The organism is Roseateles sp. (genome assembly GCF_047654805.1).
In the GTDB taxonomy this organism is placed as follows: Bacteria; Pseudomonadota; Gammaproteobacteria; order Burkholderiales; family Burkholderiaceae_C; genus Pelomonas.
In genome coordinates, this window is sequence record NZ_JASGIV010000001.1 from 2,876,835 (window position 1) to 2,894,052 (window position 17,218).

Annotated in this window: 18 protein-coding genes and 1 tRNA gene; 6 read left to right on the forward strand and 13 right to left on the reverse strand. The window is 65.3% G+C overall.

The features are described 5' to 3' along the window. Window positions 1-511: 511 nt before the first annotated feature. Window positions 512-1,525, forward strand: a complete 1,014-nt coding sequence (gene truD / locus QM732_RS12935) for a tRNA pseudouridine(13) synthase TruD (RefSeq protein ID WP_415656540.1) — start codon at window positions 512-514, stop codon at window positions 1,523-1,525. 602 nt (window positions 1,526-2,127) lie between these two features. Here the strand turns inward: truD and QM732_RS12940 are convergent. The 9 genes from QM732_RS12940 to cysS all read right to left on the reverse strand — a co-directional run bounded on the left by QM732_RS12940 (window position 2,128) and on the right by cysS (window position 9,244). Beyond that, window positions 2,128-2,439, reverse strand: coding sequence for a type II toxin-antitoxin system RelE/ParE family toxin (locus QM732_RS12940; RefSeq protein ID WP_415656541.1), 312 nt, complete (start codon window positions 2,437-2,439; stop codon window positions 2,128-2,130). Continuing rightward, the gene (locus QM732_RS12945; RefSeq protein WP_415656542.1) at window positions 2,436-2,732 is read right to left on the reverse strand and encodes a YlcI/YnfO family protein; all 297 of its coding nucleotides are present in this window, start codon (window positions 2,730-2,732) and stop codon (window positions 2,436-2,438) included. Before QM732_RS12945 ends, QM732_RS12940 begins: the two co-directional genes overlap by 4 nt. A gap of 205 nt (window positions 2,733-2,937) precedes the next feature. Continuing rightward, a complete protein-coding gene (locus tag QM732_RS12950) occupies window positions 2,938-3,276 on the reverse strand; it encodes a hypothetical protein (RefSeq protein WP_415656543.1) in 339 nt (112 codons plus the stop codon). A 224-nt stretch (window positions 3,277-3,500) separates the two neighbouring features. Beyond that, window positions 3,501-3,593: transfer RNA gene (locus QM732_RS12955), tRNA-Ser, on the reverse strand. 48 nt (window positions 3,594-3,641) lie between these two features. Next, window positions 3,642-4,916 carry an aspartate kinase gene (locus QM732_RS12960; protein ID WP_415656544.1) on the reverse strand — a complete coding sequence of 425 codons (1,275 nt, stop codon included), beginning with the start codon at window positions 4,914-4,916 and terminating at the stop codon, window positions 3,642-3,644. 60 nt (window positions 4,917-4,976) lie between these two features. Next, on the reverse strand, window positions 4,977-6,293 hold the full coding sequence (gene tilS, locus QM732_RS12965; RefSeq protein WP_415656545.1) for a tRNA lysidine(34) synthetase TilS: 1,317 nt from the start codon (window positions 6,291-6,293) through the stop codon (window positions 4,977-4,979). Next, entirely contained in the window at window positions 6,262-7,233 is a 972-nt protein-coding gene (locus QM732_RS12970) for an acetyl-CoA carboxylase carboxyltransferase subunit alpha (protein ID WP_415656546.1), read from the reverse strand. The genes tilS and QM732_RS12970 overlap by 32 nt, the downstream gene beginning before the upstream one ends. After that, window positions 7,233-7,874: a DNA-3-methyladenine glycosylase family protein gene (locus tag QM732_RS12975; protein ID WP_415656547.1), complete on the reverse strand. Its 642-nt coding sequence runs from the start codon at window positions 7,872-7,874 to the stop codon at window positions 7,233-7,235. The genes QM732_RS12970 and QM732_RS12975 overlap by 1 nt, the downstream gene beginning before the upstream one ends. Next, window positions 7,874-9,244 (reverse strand): cysteine--tRNA ligase, encoded by a 1,371-nt coding sequence (cysS, locus tag QM732_RS12980; protein WP_415656548.1) that lies wholly within the window; start codon window positions 9,242-9,244, stop codon window positions 7,874-7,876. Before cysS ends, QM732_RS12975 begins: the two co-directional genes overlap by 1 nt. Before the next feature lie 123 nt (window positions 9,245-9,367). On the opposite strand from cysS, the gene QM732_RS12985 reads away from it, so the two are divergent. From QM732_RS12985 to QM732_RS13005, 5 genes are read left to right on the forward strand one after another with little or no spacing between them, the layout of a single operon-like run. Next, the gene (locus QM732_RS12985) at window positions 9,368-9,886 is read left to right on the forward strand and encodes a tetratricopeptide repeat protein (RefSeq protein WP_415656549.1); all 519 of its coding nucleotides are present in this window, start codon (window positions 9,368-9,370) and stop codon (window positions 9,884-9,886) included. A 6-nt stretch (window positions 9,887-9,892) separates the two neighbouring features. Beyond that, complete coding sequence (locus QM732_RS12990) at window positions 9,893-10,465, forward strand: peptidylprolyl isomerase (RefSeq protein WP_415656550.1); 573 nt, start codon at window positions 9,893-9,895, stop codon at window positions 10,463-10,465. Continuing rightward, window positions 10,462-10,959 carry a peptidylprolyl isomerase gene (locus tag QM732_RS12995; RefSeq protein WP_415656551.1) on the forward strand — a complete coding sequence of 166 codons (498 nt, stop codon included), beginning with the start codon at window positions 10,462-10,464 and terminating at the stop codon, window positions 10,957-10,959. The genes QM732_RS12990 and QM732_RS12995 overlap by 4 nt, the downstream gene beginning before the upstream one ends. Continuing rightward, the gene (locus QM732_RS13000; protein ID WP_415656552.1) at window positions 10,956-11,702 is read left to right on the forward strand and encodes a UDP-2,3-diacylglucosamine diphosphatase; all 747 of its coding nucleotides are present in this window, start codon (window positions 10,956-10,958) and stop codon (window positions 11,700-11,702) included. Before QM732_RS12995 ends, QM732_RS13000 begins: the two co-directional genes overlap by 4 nt. Beyond that, window positions 11,702-12,481, forward strand: a complete 780-nt coding sequence (locus tag QM732_RS13005; RefSeq protein WP_415659379.1) for a zinc-dependent peptidase — start codon at window positions 11,702-11,704, stop codon at window positions 12,479-12,481. Before QM732_RS13000 ends, QM732_RS13005 begins: the two co-directional genes overlap by 1 nt. A gap of 1 nt (window position 12,482) precedes the next feature. Here QM732_RS13005 and QM732_RS13010 read toward each other — a convergent pair whose 3' ends face one another. The 4 genes from QM732_RS13010 to clpS all read right to left on the reverse strand — a co-directional run bounded on the left by QM732_RS13010 (window position 12,483) and on the right by clpS (window position 17,159). Next, on the reverse strand, window positions 12,483-13,307 hold the full coding sequence (locus QM732_RS13010) for a glycosyltransferase family 4 protein (RefSeq protein WP_415656553.1): 825 nt from the start codon (window positions 13,305-13,307) through the stop codon (window positions 12,483-12,485). A gap of 208 nt (window positions 13,308-13,515) precedes the next feature. Then, on the reverse strand, window positions 13,516-14,367 hold the full coding sequence (locus QM732_RS13015) for a class I SAM-dependent methyltransferase (protein ID WP_415656554.1): 852 nt from the start codon (window positions 14,365-14,367) through the stop codon (window positions 13,516-13,518). A 90-nt stretch (window positions 14,368-14,457) separates the two neighbouring features. Then, entirely contained in the window at window positions 14,458-16,782 is a 2,325-nt protein-coding gene (clpA, locus tag QM732_RS13020) for an ATP-dependent Clp protease ATP-binding subunit ClpA (protein ID WP_415656555.1), read from the reverse strand. Beyond that, window positions 16,779-17,159: an ATP-dependent Clp protease adapter ClpS gene (clpS, locus tag QM732_RS13025; RefSeq protein WP_331174450.1), complete on the reverse strand. Its 381-nt coding sequence runs from the start codon at window positions 17,157-17,159 to the stop codon at window positions 16,779-16,781. The genes clpA and clpS overlap by 4 nt, the downstream gene beginning before the upstream one ends. Window positions 17,160-17,218 lie beyond the last annotated feature (59 nt).

Genomic DNA, 17,218 nt, shown 5'->3' on the forward strand with positions numbered 1-17,218 from the left:
GCCATCTTCCACCAAGAGGCTGCTGGCAGGCCAACCCAATGGTTGACGACCTCGCCCTCGTTGACGAACCGGCCGACGGCTTCTGCCGTCTGCCACTCACGTTTGGCACCGCCGGCGAAGAAGGGGCAGCGTGGCCGAACACAGCAGCTCATGCAGCGCCCTCAGCACCAGCAGCGCCCGCTTGGTTTGGCCGGGGGCGACTTCACTACCGTTGGCGCGACACAGGCATTGTCATCGGCTGCAACGTGTCGTCTGGCTGCCTGCGCCCCCACCTCCAGTCGCGCCACTGCCAGGACGCTCCTGGGACCGGATGCCCCACATCCGCCGGCAATCTTTGGGGTTGAGCCGTCGATGCAAGGCGGCAAGTCCGCCTGCGCTTGGGTCCCCGTTCTGAAGTCACTTCTGACATGGGTCCATTGGGGCAGTAGGTGGGGAGAGAATCGCTGCCCAGACCGCCCCTGGGTCGGCGAGACAGCCTGTCCCGATCTGCAGCTGGGGCCGGCAGATGCCCATGACCGACACTCGATACACGACCTTGCCGCAATGGCCCAACGCATATCCGGCCAGCGGTGCCGGTGCCACCCTGAAACTCCTCAACGAGGACTTCATCGTGACCGAACTGCCCCTGCAGCTCCCCTCCGGCGAGGGCGAACACATCTGGCTGGACATCGAGAAAAACGGTGCCAACACCGCATTCGTCGCCCAACAACTGGCCGAAGCCACCAACGTGAATGAAAGGGACGTTGGCTATGCCGGCCTCAAGGACCGCCACGCCATCACCCGTCAGTGGTTCAGCATCTATCTGCCGAAGGGTGAGACGCCCGACCTGACCCTGCTCCGGCACCCGGAATTCAGCGTGCTGCGTCAGAGCCGCCACGTGAAGAAGCTGCGCCCCGGAGATCTGCAGGGCAACCGATTCCGCATCGTGCTGCGTGACGTGACGGGCGACCGCGACACCATTGAGGCCAATCTCAAGGCCGTTGCGTCACATGGCGTGCCCAACTACTTCGGCGCCCAGCGCTTCGGCCACGACGGCGGCAACGTCGAGCAGGGTCGAGCCATGCTGGCGCGCGAAATCCGCGTGCGCAACCCGAAGAAAAAGGGCATCTACCTGTCGGCGGTACGCTCTTTCGTCTTCAACGAGGTGCTGGCGCTGCGCATTCATCAGGGCCTCTGGGGCAAGACACTGGCCGGCGACGTGATGGACGAGGCCGGCCGGCCCACGGGACCACTCTGGGGACGGGGCCGCGTGATCACGACCGATCAAGCGAGGGCCCTGGAAAACGGAGTGGCTGAACGTCATGCGGCCTTGTGCGACGGCATGGAACACGCCGGACTGGATCAGGAGCGCCGCTCCCTTGTGGCAAGCCCGGCGGAAATGTCATGGGAATGGCAGCAAGCCGATCAACTGGTCCTCACGTTCTCCTTGCCCGCCGGAAACTACGCCACTTCCGTTCTGAACGAGATCCTCCGCACCACAGAGCCCGACAGGCATTCGGAAAACGAGCCCGCGGCCGTCGAATGAGGAGGGGCTGCGTCATGGCTGTCCGTACCGCGGCTGAGGAGTATCTGGCGCTTGCCACGCTCAACCTCGTGCAGTGCATCGCCTTCGTCGGATCTACTGCAACGGTCGTGCAGCTGCGCGTCCGGGCCAGGTCGAGGTGGCGGCGCCAGACGCTCACGGATCACAGGTCCGGATGTCCGCTGAAATCATGCCCCGCATGACCACGTTGCACCTCGCGCTGTTGCCAGGCGGTTGGCTGCCTGCTGGCTTGGCCATCCGCGACGGCGGGGCTTCGGTTCCCAAATCGGTGTCCCCCTGAGCGAGCCTAGAGGCCGCTTCAAACGCGGACGACCGGCAGGACTGGCAGCCGACTTCATCGACCTTTTCGACCGTCGCGAGGCGCGCATCAATCCCTTGCTGATCGCGCTGGAGGGCAACACACGATCAATTCCGACCCACGCCGCGATGCAAGCCCAGGTGCGTCCTGAACGGGCAAAACGGCCCCGAAAGGGGCTCAAGACGCCGCGCCGAGACGTCTTGCGCGCCAATCGGCGCTCAGGCGCCGTCAAAGTGCCAAGAACCGCGATCGAGGCGCATGATCTCGCCCATAGATCAGCACGTCCCTAGTGATAGTCGTCTTCGAGCTGATGGCGGACGGCCAACACGGTCACCGTTCCGGCATTCTCAACTTCAAACAGCGCCACGTAGCCACTGCCTGCAAAGGGAATGATCATCTCGCGCAGGAACGGATCAGCCTCGGCCTTGCGATAGATGAACGGCGAGCGCTTCAGGTTCTCCAGCGCGTCGGTAATGGCTGCAAGTGCACGATCCGCCTGCGCGAGGTCCTCCAGCACCGTGGCGCGCTCCAGCAGATGCTCATACATGCGCCACAGATCGTCCCGCGCCTGCGCGGTGAACCGGACCTCGAAGCTCACGCGCGTGCTTTCCTCGGCGCCTTCCCAGCCAGCGCGGCCTTGGCCTTGTCCAGCTTTCCGCCCAGTTCCGCCAGCACGGCCTCAGCGCTTACGTAGACCCCCGTCCGCTTCGCTTCGTCACGGGAAGCCAACCCGCGGGCGATGAACTCCGTTCTCACACGGCGTCGCTCGATGGTCTCGCGGACTGCTCCCTCGATGAAGCTCGACAGCGACTCTCCCTCGGCGAGGACGCTCTCGGCGGCCTCGCGCAACTCAGGGTCGACACGCAGGGATGGCAGGGACGCTGATTTCATGGCGGAGCCGGTTTGCGTTGCAATTGCGATGCATTGTAGACACCCTCGGGATGCGCTGCATCTGGCCATGCCGCGGCGTGGCCACGAGCGATCTCCGGCCGCCGCACCCTCAGAAGACCCGGGGCTGCGTGCCCCCCCCCTGGTTCAACACGAGCGACGAGACAGTGCGCTGGCCTCGCGGCAGAGTCCAGCGCAGCAAGTCGGCTCAGCGCTTCAGTTCGCGCATGCCCTCCGCAAGCATCCACGTCGCACGGTTCAGGCTCACACCACGGTCGATGCTCTGCACGCCGCGGTTATGCATCCGATTCCCCTGCACCTGCACCTGCACCGTGCGACCCGGAGGCCCACCGCGGTCGACCCGGATGTCCTGTACGCCCGTGAGCCAATTGGGCATAGCGTCCTTCGAACTCAACTGGCGAAGTACGCTGCCGGAGGCAGCAGTACTGTCTCGGGCCTGCAGCCGCTGCCCCAAAGGCGTTGCCACGCTGTTGGACGTACTGCCGCGGCTGTGGGCGGATGCGGGCGGATCGACGTCGATAGCCATCACGCTGACGGTGAGGCGGCGTTGGCCCGACCTCGATAGCTTGTGGGCCACGGCAGCGCAAATCTGCCGCTTGATGATCGGGCTATGCACTCCGGTTTTCTGGGGCAACCTCAGTCAACGGACGTCGTTGGACGCCAGGAAGCAAAAAAACCCGTCTCCACTAGGGAAAACGGGCTTTTTCTAGTTCTTTATGGGACTTCAAAAGACGTCCCGGAACTGATCTTTGGCGGAGTCGGAGGGATTCGAACCCTCGATGCAGGTTTTGCCCACATACTCCCTTAGCAGGGGAGCACCTTCGGCCACTCGGTCACGACTCCAGCACAGCCGCGCATTCTATACCAACGCGGAGCACTCTCGGAGATAAATCAGGCGGCAGCCGCTTCCTGGTCCAGATCGAAAGCCTTGTGCAGCGCGCGCACAGCCAGTTCCATGTACTTCTCGTCGATGACGACGCTGGTCTTGATCTCGCTGGTGGAGATCATCTGGATGTTGATGCCCTCTTCGCTCAGCGCGCGGAACATCTTGCTGGCCACACCCACGTGCGAGCGCATGCCGATGCCGACGATGGAAACCTTGCAGATCTTCGGATCACCGGCAACCTTGGCCGCGTTGGTGGCCGGGCCGACGGTGTTCTGCAGCAGATCCATCGTGCGCGCATAGTCGTTGCGGTGCACGGTGAAGGAGAAGTCGGTCTTGCCGTCCTGCGAGACGTTCTGGATGATGACGTCGATGTCGATGTTGGCCTCGGCAACCGGGCCCAGGATCTGGAAGGCGATGCCGGGCTTGTCGGGCACGCCGAGCAGCGTCACCTTGGCCTCGTCACGGTTGAAGGCAATGCCCGAAACGACGGCTTGTTCCATGTTTTCGTCCTCTTCAAAACTGATCAGGGTGCCGGACTTGGCTTCTTCGTTGATGTCGATGTCCCAGGGCGTGAAGCTGGACAGCACGCGCAGCGGCACCTTGTACTTGCCGGCGAATTCCACCGAGCGGATCTGCAGGATCTTGGAGCCCAGCGACGCCATCTCCAGCATCTCTTCGAAGCTGATGGTGTGCAGCCTGCGCGCCTCGGGAACGATGCGCGGGTCGGTGGTGTAGACGCCGTCGACGTCCGTATAGATCAGGCACTCGTCGGCCTTCATCGCGGCGGCGATCGCCACGGCCGAGGTGTCGGAGCCACCGCGACCCAGCGTCGTGATGTTGTTGTCGGCATCGATGCCCTGGAAGCCCGCGATGACGACGACCTTGCCGGCCGCAAGATCCTCGCGCACGCGCTTGTCGTCGATGCTCTCGATGCGGGCCTTGGTGTAGGACGAGTCGGTGGCCACCGGCACCTGCCAGCCCGTGTAGCTGACCGAAGCCACGCCTTCAGCCTGCAGCGCGATGGCCAGCAGGCCTACCGAGACCTGTTCGCCGGTGGCGGCGATCATGTCCAGCTCGCGGTTGACTTCAGGGCTCATGCTGGCCGGCGACAACTCCTTGGCCAGGCCGAGCAGCCGGTTGGTTTCGCCGCTCATCGCCGAGGGCACGACCACCATCTGGTGGCCGGCGCGCACCCATTTGGCGACGCGCTTGGCCACGTTGCGGATGCGATCGGTGGACCCCATCGAGGTGCCGCCGTACTTGTGGACGATCAGAGCCATGTGTTTGAGCGAAGGCTGAGGACGGAGCTGCCAGGACGGCATGCTCGCAAACCCCTGATTTTATGCGGCCGCCCCGCCCTCGCCTTCGCTCTGCGGCAAGGCTGCGTCCTCCAGCCAGCGCAAAGCAAGCTTGGGCTCATCTTGATTGGCGAAGGCACGCGCATCCATGCCCAGGCCGGCGACGGCGAGCAAGCGCTGCTGCGCATCGAGCAGCAGCGGCCCTCCACGCCGCCACGGCGGCAGGCCAGCTTCCTGGCAGGCCTTCTTCAGGCTGCGGGGAACGGAAGCCGGCGCACGCTGGAACTGCTCCGCACCGCTGCGCCCTTGCTGGATCAACCGGGCGAGGCGCTGCGGAGCGATGCCCTGTTGCGCCGGCTCGACGAGCCAGGCACCACGCCAGGCCGCCTGGGGATAGCAGCCCGGGCGGCTGAAGTCGACTTCGGACCGAGCGGCTGGCTCGGGCGGCAACGGCGCCCAGAACAACCCATCACGCCACGCATGCAACTCGCCGTGAGGCGCCGGCCAGGACAACGTGGCCCCAGGCCGCCATTCGGTCAGCAGGCGCTGGACGAGGCTGGCAGGCGCAGCGGTGTGCGCCGACAGCCAGGCGCGCAGCGCATTGCTGGCGCGCGCGGGCGACAGGCCCGCCAATGCAGCCAGGTCCAGGCGCTCCGCAGTTGCCAGCCACGCCAGGTCCTGTGCCGCGACTTCGATGGACAGCGCATCGGCCTGTTGCGCCCAACGCGCAGCCTGAGCCAGCCCCGCCTCGGCCGACGCGAACGCCGGCCAAAGGGCCTGGCGCAGCCGGTTGCGGGCAAAGCGCATGTCGTCGTTGCTGGGATCCTCGATCCACTGCAGACCATGCTGCACGGCATAAGCGTGGATGGCTTCGCGCGGATGGTCCAGCCAGGGACGGGCCCAGCACAGCCCGGCCCGCCACTGGGTCCTGGGCATGCCGGAAAGGCCGGCGCTGCCGGCGCCCCGCAGGGCCTGCAGCAAAAAGGTCTCGGCCTGGTCGCGACGATGATGAGCCAGCAGCAGCAGATCCGCCCCCGCCTCCATCGCCATGTCGTGCAAGGCGCGATGGCGCCCCCCTCGGGCCCAGGCCTCGATGCTCTCGCCCGCCCCAGGCTTGCCACCCAGGCAGGTGCACACGAACCCGGCCCCCAGGTCCCGGGCCATGCTCTCGCAATGCGTCGCCCAGTCGTCGGCCTGTGCCTGAAGGCCATGGTGAACGTGCAGCGCCACGACACGCTGCCCCGTGGCCGCACGGGTGGCGGCGTGCAGCAGCGCCGTGGAATCCATGCCGCCGCTGAAGGCGACCGCTACGGCATCGCGGGTGGGATCAACGGTTCTTGGTGTCGCCGAATCGGCCATAGGCCTGCAGGCGCTCGTAGCGACGGTCCAGCAGCTCGCCGGTCCTCAGGTCGCTGACCTGGCGCAGCGCGTCGGACAGCGCCCGCTTCAGGTTGGAGGCCATCTGCTTGGCGTCCCGGTGGGCGCCGCCCACGGGTTCGTTGACGATCTTGTCGATCAGGCCCAGGGCCTTGAGCCTGTGGGCCGTGATGCCCAACGCCTCGGCGGCATCGGAGGCCCGTTCGCTGCTCTTCCACAGGATGGAGGCACAACCCTCGGGCGAGATGACCGAGTAGGCCGCGAACTGCAGCATCAGCACCTGGTCGGCCACGCCTATGGCCAGCGCACCGCCGGAGCCGCCTTCGCCGATGACGGTGGCGATGATGGGAACTTCAAGCTGGGCCATCTCGAGGATGTTGCGGCCGATGGCCTCGCTCTGGCTTCGCTCCTCGGCACCGATGCCCGGATAGGCCCCCATGGTGTCGATGAAGGTGAAGACGGGCAGGCCGAACTTCTCCGCCAGCTTCATCAGCCGCAGCGCCTTGCGGTAGCCCTCGGGGCGCGGCATGCCGAAGTTGCGCAGCGTGCGTTCCTTGGCATCGCTGCCACGCTGGTGGCCGATGACCATGCAGGCTTGGCCGTTGAAGCGCGCGATGCCTCCCACGATGGCCGCATCGTCCGCGAAGTGGCGATCACCATGCAGTTCCTGGAACTCGGTGAAGACTTCCGAACAGTAGTCCAGCGTCTGCGGCCGCTGCGGATGGCGGGCGATCTGGTAGACCTGCCAGGGCGCGACGTTGGAATAGACCTCTTTGGTCAGCTGCAGGCTCTTCTTGGAGAGGCGATCGATCTCCTCGGAGATGTCGACGGCCGACTCGCTCTGCACATAGCGCAGCTCTTCGATCTTGGTCTCGAGCTCCGCGATAGGTTGCTCGAATTCCAGAAAATGTTTTTTGCTCATCAGTAATCCACCGGTAGGGGATCCAGGCTGCGCCAAATGTACCAAACCGCTACCGAGCGGAAAGGCGCCCAGGCGTCGCCGACTTCGCGGGCCTCGGCTCGTGACACGGGCTCGCCGGAAAAGTAGTTCACGCTGATGCCCTTCAGCAAACCGATGTCGTCCAGCGGCATGACATTGGGGCGCATCAGGTGAAAAATCAAGAACATCTCGGCCGTCCAGCGACCGATGCCACGGATGGCAACCAGCTCTTCGATGATGGCTTCGTCGTCCATTTGCGCCCATTGGCGCACATGTACCTGGCCAGAGTCGAAATGTTCGGCCAAGTCGCGCAGGTACTCGACCTTGCGGGCCGACAGGCCGGCCGCGCGCTGCTCGTCCACGCCCAGGGCCAGCACGGCCGCCGGCTGGAACTTCGGCGCCAGCGCGACCCAGCGGTTCCAGACCGATTGCGCCGCCTTGACCGAGATCTGCTGGCCGACGATGGAGCGGGCCAGCGTCGCGAAGGCATCACCGCGGCTCTGCAGGCGTGCCTCACCGAACTGCGGGATGAGCTTCCTCATGACCCGGTCGCGCTTGACCAGGTGCTTGCAGGCCTCATCCCAATAGCCCGGCGTGACCTCGACAGGGGGCTTCAACGCCATCAGCTCTTCACCCAGGTCGTTCCGCCGGCGCCATCCTTCAACGTGATGCCCTTGGCCGACAGCTCGGCCCGGATCGCGTCGGCGCCAGCAAAGTCCCTGGCCGCCTTGGCTGCAGCACGCGCGGCGATGCGTTCCTCGATCCAAGCCGCATCGTCACCGGAGCCCCCCTGCAGATAGGCGCGCGGATCCTGCTGCAGGATGCCCAGCACGCCGGCCAGGGCCTTGAGCAGGCCAGCCCGCTGCGGCGAGCGGTCGCGGTTGACCTCGTTGACGAGATCGAACAGCACGGCCACGGCGCCGGGCGTGCCGAAGTCCTCGTCCATGGCCGTCTTGAAGGCCGCGGCGCTGGGCTCGCTCCAGTCGATGTCGACGACTGCCGGCGGCACGGCGTCCAGCGCCGTGTAGAGCCGCGTCAGTGCCGTGCGGGCGTCCTCCAGGTGCGAATCGCTGAAGTTGAAGGGCCTGCGATAGTGCGTGCGCAGCATGAAGAAGCGCAGCGTCTCGCCGTCGAACTTCTGCAGCACATCGCGGATGGTGAAGAAGTTGCCCAGGCTCTTGGACATCTTCTCGCCGTCGACGTTGAGAAAGCCGTTGTGCAGCCAGTACTTGGCAAAGTCGTAGCCGGCGCCCTGGCTCTGGGCGATCTCGTTCTCGTGATGGGGAAACTGCAGGTCGGCGCCACCACCGTGGATATCGAAGCTCTCGCCCAGCAGCGCGCAGCTCATCGCCGAGCACTCGATATGCCAGCCGGGGCGCCCCTCGCCGAAGGGCGCGGCCCACTTCGCGTCGACCGGCTCGTCGGCCTTGGCGGCTTTCCACAGCACGAAGTCCAGCGGGTCGAGCTTGCCGTCGTCCACCGCCACCCGTTCGCCAGCCCGCAGGTCGTCGACGCTCTTGCCGCTGAGCTTGCCGTAGCCCTCGAACTTGCGCACCGCATAGTTCACGTCGCCGCCTTCGGCGCGGTAGGCCAGCCCCCGACCTTCCAGGCGTTCGATCAGCGACAGCATCTGCGGCACGTATTCGGTCGCACGCGGCTCGTGGTCGGGGCGCAGCAGGCCCACGGCGGCGAAGTCCTCGTGCATCGCTGCGGACATCTCCTGCGTCAGCTGGCGGATGGTGATGCCGCGTTCGACGGCACGCTTGATGATCTTGTCGTCGATGTCGGTGATGTTGCGCACATAGGTGACGGCATAGCCGCTCGCGCGCAGCCAGCGGTAGATGACGTCGAACGCCATGTTCATGCGCAGGTGCCCCATGTGGCACAAGTCGTAGACCGTGATGCCGCACACATACATGCGCACCTGGCCAGGCACGAGCGGCTGAAAGTCTTCGAGGGTGCGGCTGAGGGAGTTGTGGACGCGCAGGGGCATGAGACGGAAACCAGGGGCAACAGCCACCAACAAGAAGCCCCGCACCGGGTTCGGCCAGGCGGGGCTCATAGAATGAAATCAGTATAGCGGCCGCCCCTGACGCCGCCTCCAGCTACAACCCTCATGCGCCTGCTTCTCCCCACCCTAGCGCTGCTCGCAGCGCTGGCCGCCGTGCCGGCCCGCGCCGATGACCTCGCCAGCGCCCAGCGCCTGTGGCTGGCCGGCCAGAAGACCCAAGCCGTCGAGCAGGTCGAGCAGGCCCTCACCCGCACGCCGGACGATCTCCAACTGCGCTTCGCCCTCGGCGTGATGCGTATGGAACTGGGCGACCGCGCCAAGGCACTGGCCATCTTCATGCGATTGACCCAGGACTTCCCCGACCTGGCCGACCCCTACAACAACCTCGCCGTCCTGCACGCCGCTGCCGGCGAGCTCGACGAAGCCAAGACGGCCCTGGAGCAGGCGCTGCGCCTGCAGCCCGACCATGCCCAGGCCCAGGAGAACCTCGGCGACGTGCTGACCCGCCTGGCCCTGCGCGCCTACCAGCGCGCGCAGAAGGCGGCACTGGCGCCCAGCGACGCCCTGGCCAGCAAGATCAGCCGCACGTTGGCGCTGACCAACGATCTCACCAAGCCCCGCTAAGCCCGCATGACCAAGACCGTCTTTTTGCACGCCACGCTGCTCACCGCCCTGCTGGCCGCTACCGGCGCTTCGGCGCAGACCGTGAAGCTGCAGACCACCGAAGGCGACATCCGCATCGAGCTCAATGCCGAGAAGGCGCCGAAGTCAGTCGCCAACTTCCTGCAGTACGTGAAGGCCGGCCACTACAACGGCGTCATCTTCCACCGCGTGATCCAGAACTTCATGATCCAGACCGGCGGCTATGACGCCAAGCTGAACCAGCGGCCAACCAAGCCGCCCATCCCGCTGGAGTCAGACAACGGCCTGTCCAATCTGCGCGGCACGGTCGCGATGGCGCGCACCAACGACCCGAACTCGGCCACGTCGCAGTTCTTCATCAACGTCGTCGACAACATCCTCCTCGACGCCGATGTCGGCCGCATCGGCACCGGCTATGCCGTCTTCGGCCAGGTCGTCGAGGGCATGGACGTCGTCGACAAGATTCGCGCCGTCGACACGAAGGCCCAGGGCGTCCACCAGAACCTGCCCGTCAAACCCATCTTCATCACCAAGGCTCTCGTCGAGCCCGTCAAAAAATGAGCCAAGTCAAGTTCACCACCAACCACGGCGACATCCTCATCGAGCTGGATGCCGCCAAGGCCCCCCTGTCCGCCGCCAATTTCCTGAACTACGTTCGCAACGGCCACTACGATGGCACGATCTTCCACCGCGTCATCAAGGGCTTCATGATCCAGGGTGGGGGCTTCGATGCCGGCATGAGCCAAAAGCCCACCGAGGCCGCGATCCAGAACGAGGCCAACAACGGCTTGAAGAACGCCAAGTACACACTGGCCATGGCGCGGACGAACGCACCGCATTCCGCCACGGCCCAGTTCTTCATCAACACGGTCGACAACGGCTTCCTGGACTTCAAGTCCGAGTCGCCCTCGGGCTGGGGCTATGCAGTCTTCGGCAAGGTCATCGAGGGTCAGGACATCGTCGACAAGATCGAGAAGGTGCGCACCGGCCGCTCCGGCGGCCATGCCGACGTGCCGGTCGAAGCGGTCGTGATCGAGAAAGCCGCGGAAGTTTGATTCCACGCCTCGCGGCGCCGGCGCACTGGCAGCAGATCGACCTGCTGTCCGACCTGCACCTCGGGCCGGACACGCCGGGCACGCTGGCCCGGCTTGAGCGGCACCTGGCCGGTACTTCCGCGCACGCGGTGCTGCTGCTCGGTGACATCTTCGAGGTCTGGGTGGGCGACGATGCCCGCTTCGAACCCTTCGAGGCGGGTGTTGCGGCGATGTTGCACGCCGCATCCGAGCGGCTTGATCTCTTCTTCATGCACGGCAACCGCGATTTCCTCGTCAGCGCCGACATGATGGCCGCCTGCGGCATGACCGCCCTACCCGACCCCACCGTGCTCGACGCCTTCGGCCGGCACTGGCTGCTCGTGCACGGGGACGCCCAATGCCTCGATGACACGGCATACCAGGCCTTTCGCCGCCAGGTGCGCTCTCCCGAATGGCAGGCCCAGGTGCTGGCGCAGCCGCTGCAGGCTCGCCAGGCGCTGGGGCGCCAGATGCGTGCGGGCAGCCGCGCCGCACAGGCCGCGCAACTGATGGCCACGGACCTCGACACCGAGGCCTGCCGCGCGCTGCTGCGCGAGGCGGGCGCGACGACGATGATCCATGGCCACACTCACCGCCCCGCCGAGCACGACCTGGGCGACGGCATGGAGCGCATCGTGCTGTCCGACTGGGACTTCGACACGACGCCGCCGCGCGGCGACGTCGTCCGCCTGTCGGCCGCCGGCCTCGAGCGCCTGTCACCGTGATCCTGAAAGCCCTGAGCCGATGGCGCGAGCGGCGCGCCACCCGCCGCCATGCCATCCCCGACGAGCTGTGGCAGCTCACGCTGCTGCGCTATCCGTTCCTGTCGGCACGCAGCGCTGACGATCTCGCCGAGCTGCGCCGCCTGTGCAGCCTCTTCCTGTCGACCAAGGAATTCCATGGTGTCGACGGCTTCGAAGTGACGGACGAAGTCGCGGTGGCCGTCGCGGCCCAGGCCTGCCTGCCGGTGCTGAGGCTGGGCCTGGGCTGGTACGAAGGCTTCGTCGGCATCGTCATGCACGCGGGCGAGGTGGTCGCACAACGACGCTTTGAGGATGAGGACGGCGTCGTCCACGAGTACGACGAGGAACTGGCCGGCGAGGCGATGGAAGGCGGCCCGCTGATGCTCAGCTGGAACGCGATCGCCGTCAGCAACGACCCGGCGCAGTTTGGCGTCGACGAGGTCTTCAACGTCGTCATCCACGAGTTCGCCCACGTCATCGACATGCGCGACGGCTTGGCCGACGGGGTGCCGCCGCTGGGCGGTGCACAGGAGCGCGACCGCTGGATTGCGGTGATCGACGCCGAATGGGAGCGCTTTTGCGCGCGCGTCGACGCGGGCGAGGCCACGCTGATCGACCCTTACGGCGCCGAAGCCGTCGAGGAGTTCTTCGCCGTCGCCGTCGAGGCCTTTTTCGTTGCGCCGGCCACGATGCGAACCGAGGAGCCGGCGATGTATGAGTTGCTCGCCGGCTTCTTCGGGCAGGACCCGGCAGCGAGCTGACTCAGTTCGCTGCGAATCGCGTCAGCGCCTGCTTGAGCGCGGGCACGATGACATCCGAGGAATAGCGCTCGACGACGATCTCCCGTCCCCTGCGGCCGCTAGCCTGGGCAAGGCCGGGACTCTCCAGTAGCGTCGTGAGGGCATCAACCCAGTCGTCCACGCTGCTGGCCCCCAGGCCGCACTCGCCAGCAGCGAGCACATCGGCATTCATCCCGACTGGCGTGGCCACCACGGGAATGCCGCAGGCCATGTAGGTCAGCATCTTGAAGCTGCATTTGCCGCGGTCCCAGGGCGTGTCCATCAACGGCATGATGCCCACGCTCATGCCCTGGATAGCACTCACCTCGTTGTCCGGCGACCAGGGGATGAACTCGATGCGGTCAGCGGGAATGCCCCGGAATGCGGGCGGCCTGTCGGACACGATCCGCAGGCGCGCGCGTGGGAATCGCTGCAGCACGGCCGCGAAGGCCGACTCGATCGGCAGGAAGTACTCGTAGCCACCACTCGTGCCGGACCAGCCGATCACCAAGTCCTCGACGGGCGCCGCCGGCACGAATCTTCGAGTATCGACCGCCGTGGGGATGATGGTGACGTTCGGGTTCCACTGGCCAAACGCCTCGGCAATATAGGTATTGCCGCAGATGATGCCGGAACACAGCCGGGCCAGTCTGGGTGCGAATCGGCCCTGACGATAGAGCCAGATGGCGTCATCCACATCAAGCACCCGTGGACGCCGGGTCAGCGGCTCCAGCGTGACGAATTTGGAAAGCATTTCCCGCTGCAGCAGCGTGACATCAAACCGATGCGACTGCGCGATGGCCGGCAAGCGGGACGCCAACGTCGCCATACCCCAAAGCGGCCGCACCAGCTTGCTTCGGGGCGGGTACATCCCCAACGGAGCGGGGAACTCCGTCAGATCGACATCGACAGCACGCAGCGCGGCAATATGCTGCCGGATTCTGAAGCGTGCACCAGGGACTCTCGAACCTCCGGTAAATGCAGCAACTCTAAGCAATTATCATTTCCATTCGGAATCAGAGTCTCTTGAAAACAAATTCATTGCACCCCAGCCGCCCGCCGACGGTGCGCAACCTCTCCAGCTGAAAGTCCCGCTGCTTGTAGAAGTCGAAGATCTCTTCCGGCTTGGCCACCTCGAAGGGAAAGCCTCCCAGCCAGTCGCGCAGATCGTGCCAGGGGTTCATGCCTCGTCCATAGCGCTGGCCACGCAGCAGCCTGAGCAGCACGCTAGGCAGCATCGGGTAGATGGCATGGACGGCGAAGATCAGCGGCCGGGTGATCTTCAGCTTGTTGTAGGCCCGCTTGATGCTGGTCCAGTAAGTCGTCGCAAAGGGCTGGTAATTGTAGAGGGCGATGAAGAAGGTGCTCCCCTGCCGGGTCGGCAGCGTCGCATTCTCGAGCGCCCGCCACATATGGCCGGTGTGATGCAGCACCCCCCAGGAGTAGACGATGTCGAACTTGCCAAGGCCGCGAACATAGTCCGCATCCAGGATCGACCCCGTCTCGACCCGCCACTGCGCATCATCTGCAAAGAACCTGTTCTTCAGCTCCTGCGTACAGGCCACGGATTGCGGGTCGTAGTCAAACGAAGTAACCACAGCCCCCAGGCGCCGCGCCGCGAGGGAGAAAAGCCCACTGCCGCTTCCTATATCGAGGAATGTCCGCCCGCTCAGATCCGAAACCCCGAGCATCTTCTTCAAACTATCTTCCGCTTCCTGAATCTTCTTTTCATCGAGAGTTTTCAGGAATCTGGCCCAGTTGGCGCCGAACTCGTAGCGGTCGCCCGATTTCAGTTCGTGCGCATGTGAAGGACCGGAGGTTTGCGAAGCCATAGCCTTGAAAATTTCTGGAATTAGGGTGCCAAGCATCCTAGCGTTTCCACTTCATTTCCACCCAGTGAATCATCCCCAACGAAGAAGCGGCCCGTGGGCCGCTTTCTTTACTAGTTCACCGGAGGTTCAGGCCGTCGCGGGCTCGGCCTTGGGCTTGCCATCCCTGCTGGGCTTCGCGTTGGGCTGGATGTCCAGCACCGTCTCGCCCTTGTCGTCCACATCCACGCTGAGGCGGCCACCGTCCACCAGGCGGCCGAACAGCAGTTCGTCCGCCAGGGCGCGGCGGATGGTGTCCTGGATCAGGCGCTGCATCGGCCGCGCGCCCATCAGCGGATCGAAGCCTTTCTTGGCGAGTTGCTTGCGCAACGCGTCGGAGAAGCTGACTTCGACCTTCTTCTCCTGCAACTGGCTTTCCAGCTGCAGCAGGAACTTGTCGACCACGCGCAGGATGATCTCCTCGTCCAGCGGGCGGAAGGACACGATGGCATCCAGGCGATTGCGGAACTCCGGCGTGAACAGGCGCTTGATGTCGGCCATCTCGTCGCCCTGCTGGCGCTGGGTCGTGAAGCCGATGGTGGACTTGTTCAGCGCCTCCGCGCCAGCGTTCGTCGTCATGATGATGATGACGTTGCGGAAGTCGGCCTTGCGCCCGTTGTTGTCGGTCAGCGTACCGTGGTCCATGACCTGCAGCAGCACGTTGAAGACGTCAGGGTGGGCCTTCTCGATCTCGTCCAGCAGCAGCACGGCGTGCGGCTTCTTCGTGACGGCCTCGGTCAGCAGGCCGCCCTGGTCGAAGCCCACGTAGCCCGGAGGCGCGCCGATCAGGCGGCTCACGGCGTGACGCTCCATGTACTCCGACATGTCGAAGCGGATCAGCTCGATGCCCAGGATGTAGGCGAGTTGCTTGGCGACTTCGGTCTTGCCGACGCCCGTGGGGCCACTGAACAGGAAGCTGCCGATGGGCTTGTCCGGCCGCCCCAGGCCGGAGCGCGCCATCTTGATGGCGGCAGCCAGGGCATCGATGGCGGGATCCTGTCCGAACACGACGCTCTTCAGGTCGCGGTCCAGGGTTTTGAGCTTGCTGCGGTCGTCGCTGTTGACCGAGGCAGGCGGGATGCGCGCGATCTTGGCGACGATGTCCTCCACCTCGGCACGGGTGATGGTCTTCTTCTGCTTGCTCTTGGGCAGGATGCGCTGCGCGGCGCCGGCCTCGTCAATGACGTCGATGGCCTTGTCGGGCAGATGGCGGTCGTTGATGTACTTGGCCGACAGCTCGGCCGCCGCCTGCAGCGCGCCCAGCGCGTACTTCACGGAGTGGTGCTCCTCAAAGCGACTCTTCAGGCCTTTCAGGATCTCAATGGTCTGCTCGACCGAGGGCTCGGCCACATCCACCTTCTGGAACCGGCGGGACAGCGCCGCATCCTTCTCGAAGATACCGCGGTACTCGGTGAACGTCGTCGCACCGATGCACTTCATCGCGCCGCTAGACAGGGCCGGCTTGAGCAGGTTGCTCGCGTCCAGCGTCCCGCCCGACGCCGCTCCGGCACCGATCAGCGTGTGGATCTCGTCGATGAAGAGGACGGCGTTGGGCTGTTCCTTGAGCGCCTTGAGCACCGCCTTGAGGCGTTGCTCGAAATCGCCGCGGTACTTGGTACCAGCCAGCAGCGCACCCATGTCCAGCGAGTAGACGATGGCGTCAGCCAGCACTTCGGGAACCTCGCCCTCGGTGATGCGCCAAGCCAGGCCCTCGGCAATGGCGGTCTTGCCGACTCCAGCCTCGCCCACCAGCAGCGGGTTGTTCTTGCGGCGGCGGCACAGCACCTGCACCACGCGTTCGACCTCGGCCTCGCGACCGATCAACGGGTCGATCTTGCCGTCCTTGGCCTGCTGGTTCAGGTTCTGGGTGAACTGCTCCAGCGGCGATGCCTTGGCGGCACCGCCCTCGCCCTCCTCGCGCTCGCCCTCCTGAGCGCCAGGCCCCTGGCCCTCGGGATTCTTCGGCGGCTCGGGGTCGGTCTTCTTGATGCCATGGGCGATGAAGTTGACGACGTCCAGGCGCGTGACGCCTTGCTGGTGCAGGTAGTAGACGGCGTGCGAGTCCTTCTCGCCGAAGATGGCCACCAGCACGTTCGCGCCGGTCACCTCCTTCTTGCCGCTGCCGGTGCTCTGCACGTGCATGATGGCGCGCTGGATGACGCGCTGGAAGCCCAGCGTGGGCTGGGTATCCACCTCGTCACTGCCGCCCACCATGGGCGTGTTTTCCTTGATGAACTGCGTCAGGCTCTTGCGCAGGTCATCCAGGTTGGCGGCGCAGGCACGCAGCACCTCCGCGGCGCTGGGGTTGTCGAGCAACGCGAGCAGCAGGTGCTCGACGGTGATGAATTCGTGCCGCTGCTGGCGCGCCTCGACGAACGCCATGTGCAAACTGACTTCAAGCTCTTGCGCAATCATGCGGCCTCCATAATGCACTGCAGGGGGTGGCCAGCTCGCCGGGAGGCGGCCGAAACCAGCTCCACCTTGGTCGCGGCGACGTCCTTGGTGAAGACACCGCAGACCCCGCGACCCTCGTGGTGGATTTTGAGCATGATCTGCGTCGCCGTATCGAGGTCGTGCCGGAAAAATTCCTGCAGAACCATGACTACAAACTCCATCGGCGTGAAATCGTCGTTCAACAGCAGGACCTGATAGAGCCGCGGGGGCTCGGTCTTCTGCGTCTGACGCTCGACGACGACCGCACCCTCGCCCTCATCCCGGCCCGGCTTCAGGGGCGGCGTGGGCGGAGGCGGGACCGACTGGTTTCGCGGTGAAAAAACGGACAGCACAGGCATGGATCGATTCTATCGACGGGGGTTATCTCCCCGCCGACCGCGGGCAGTTGGCGGCGATG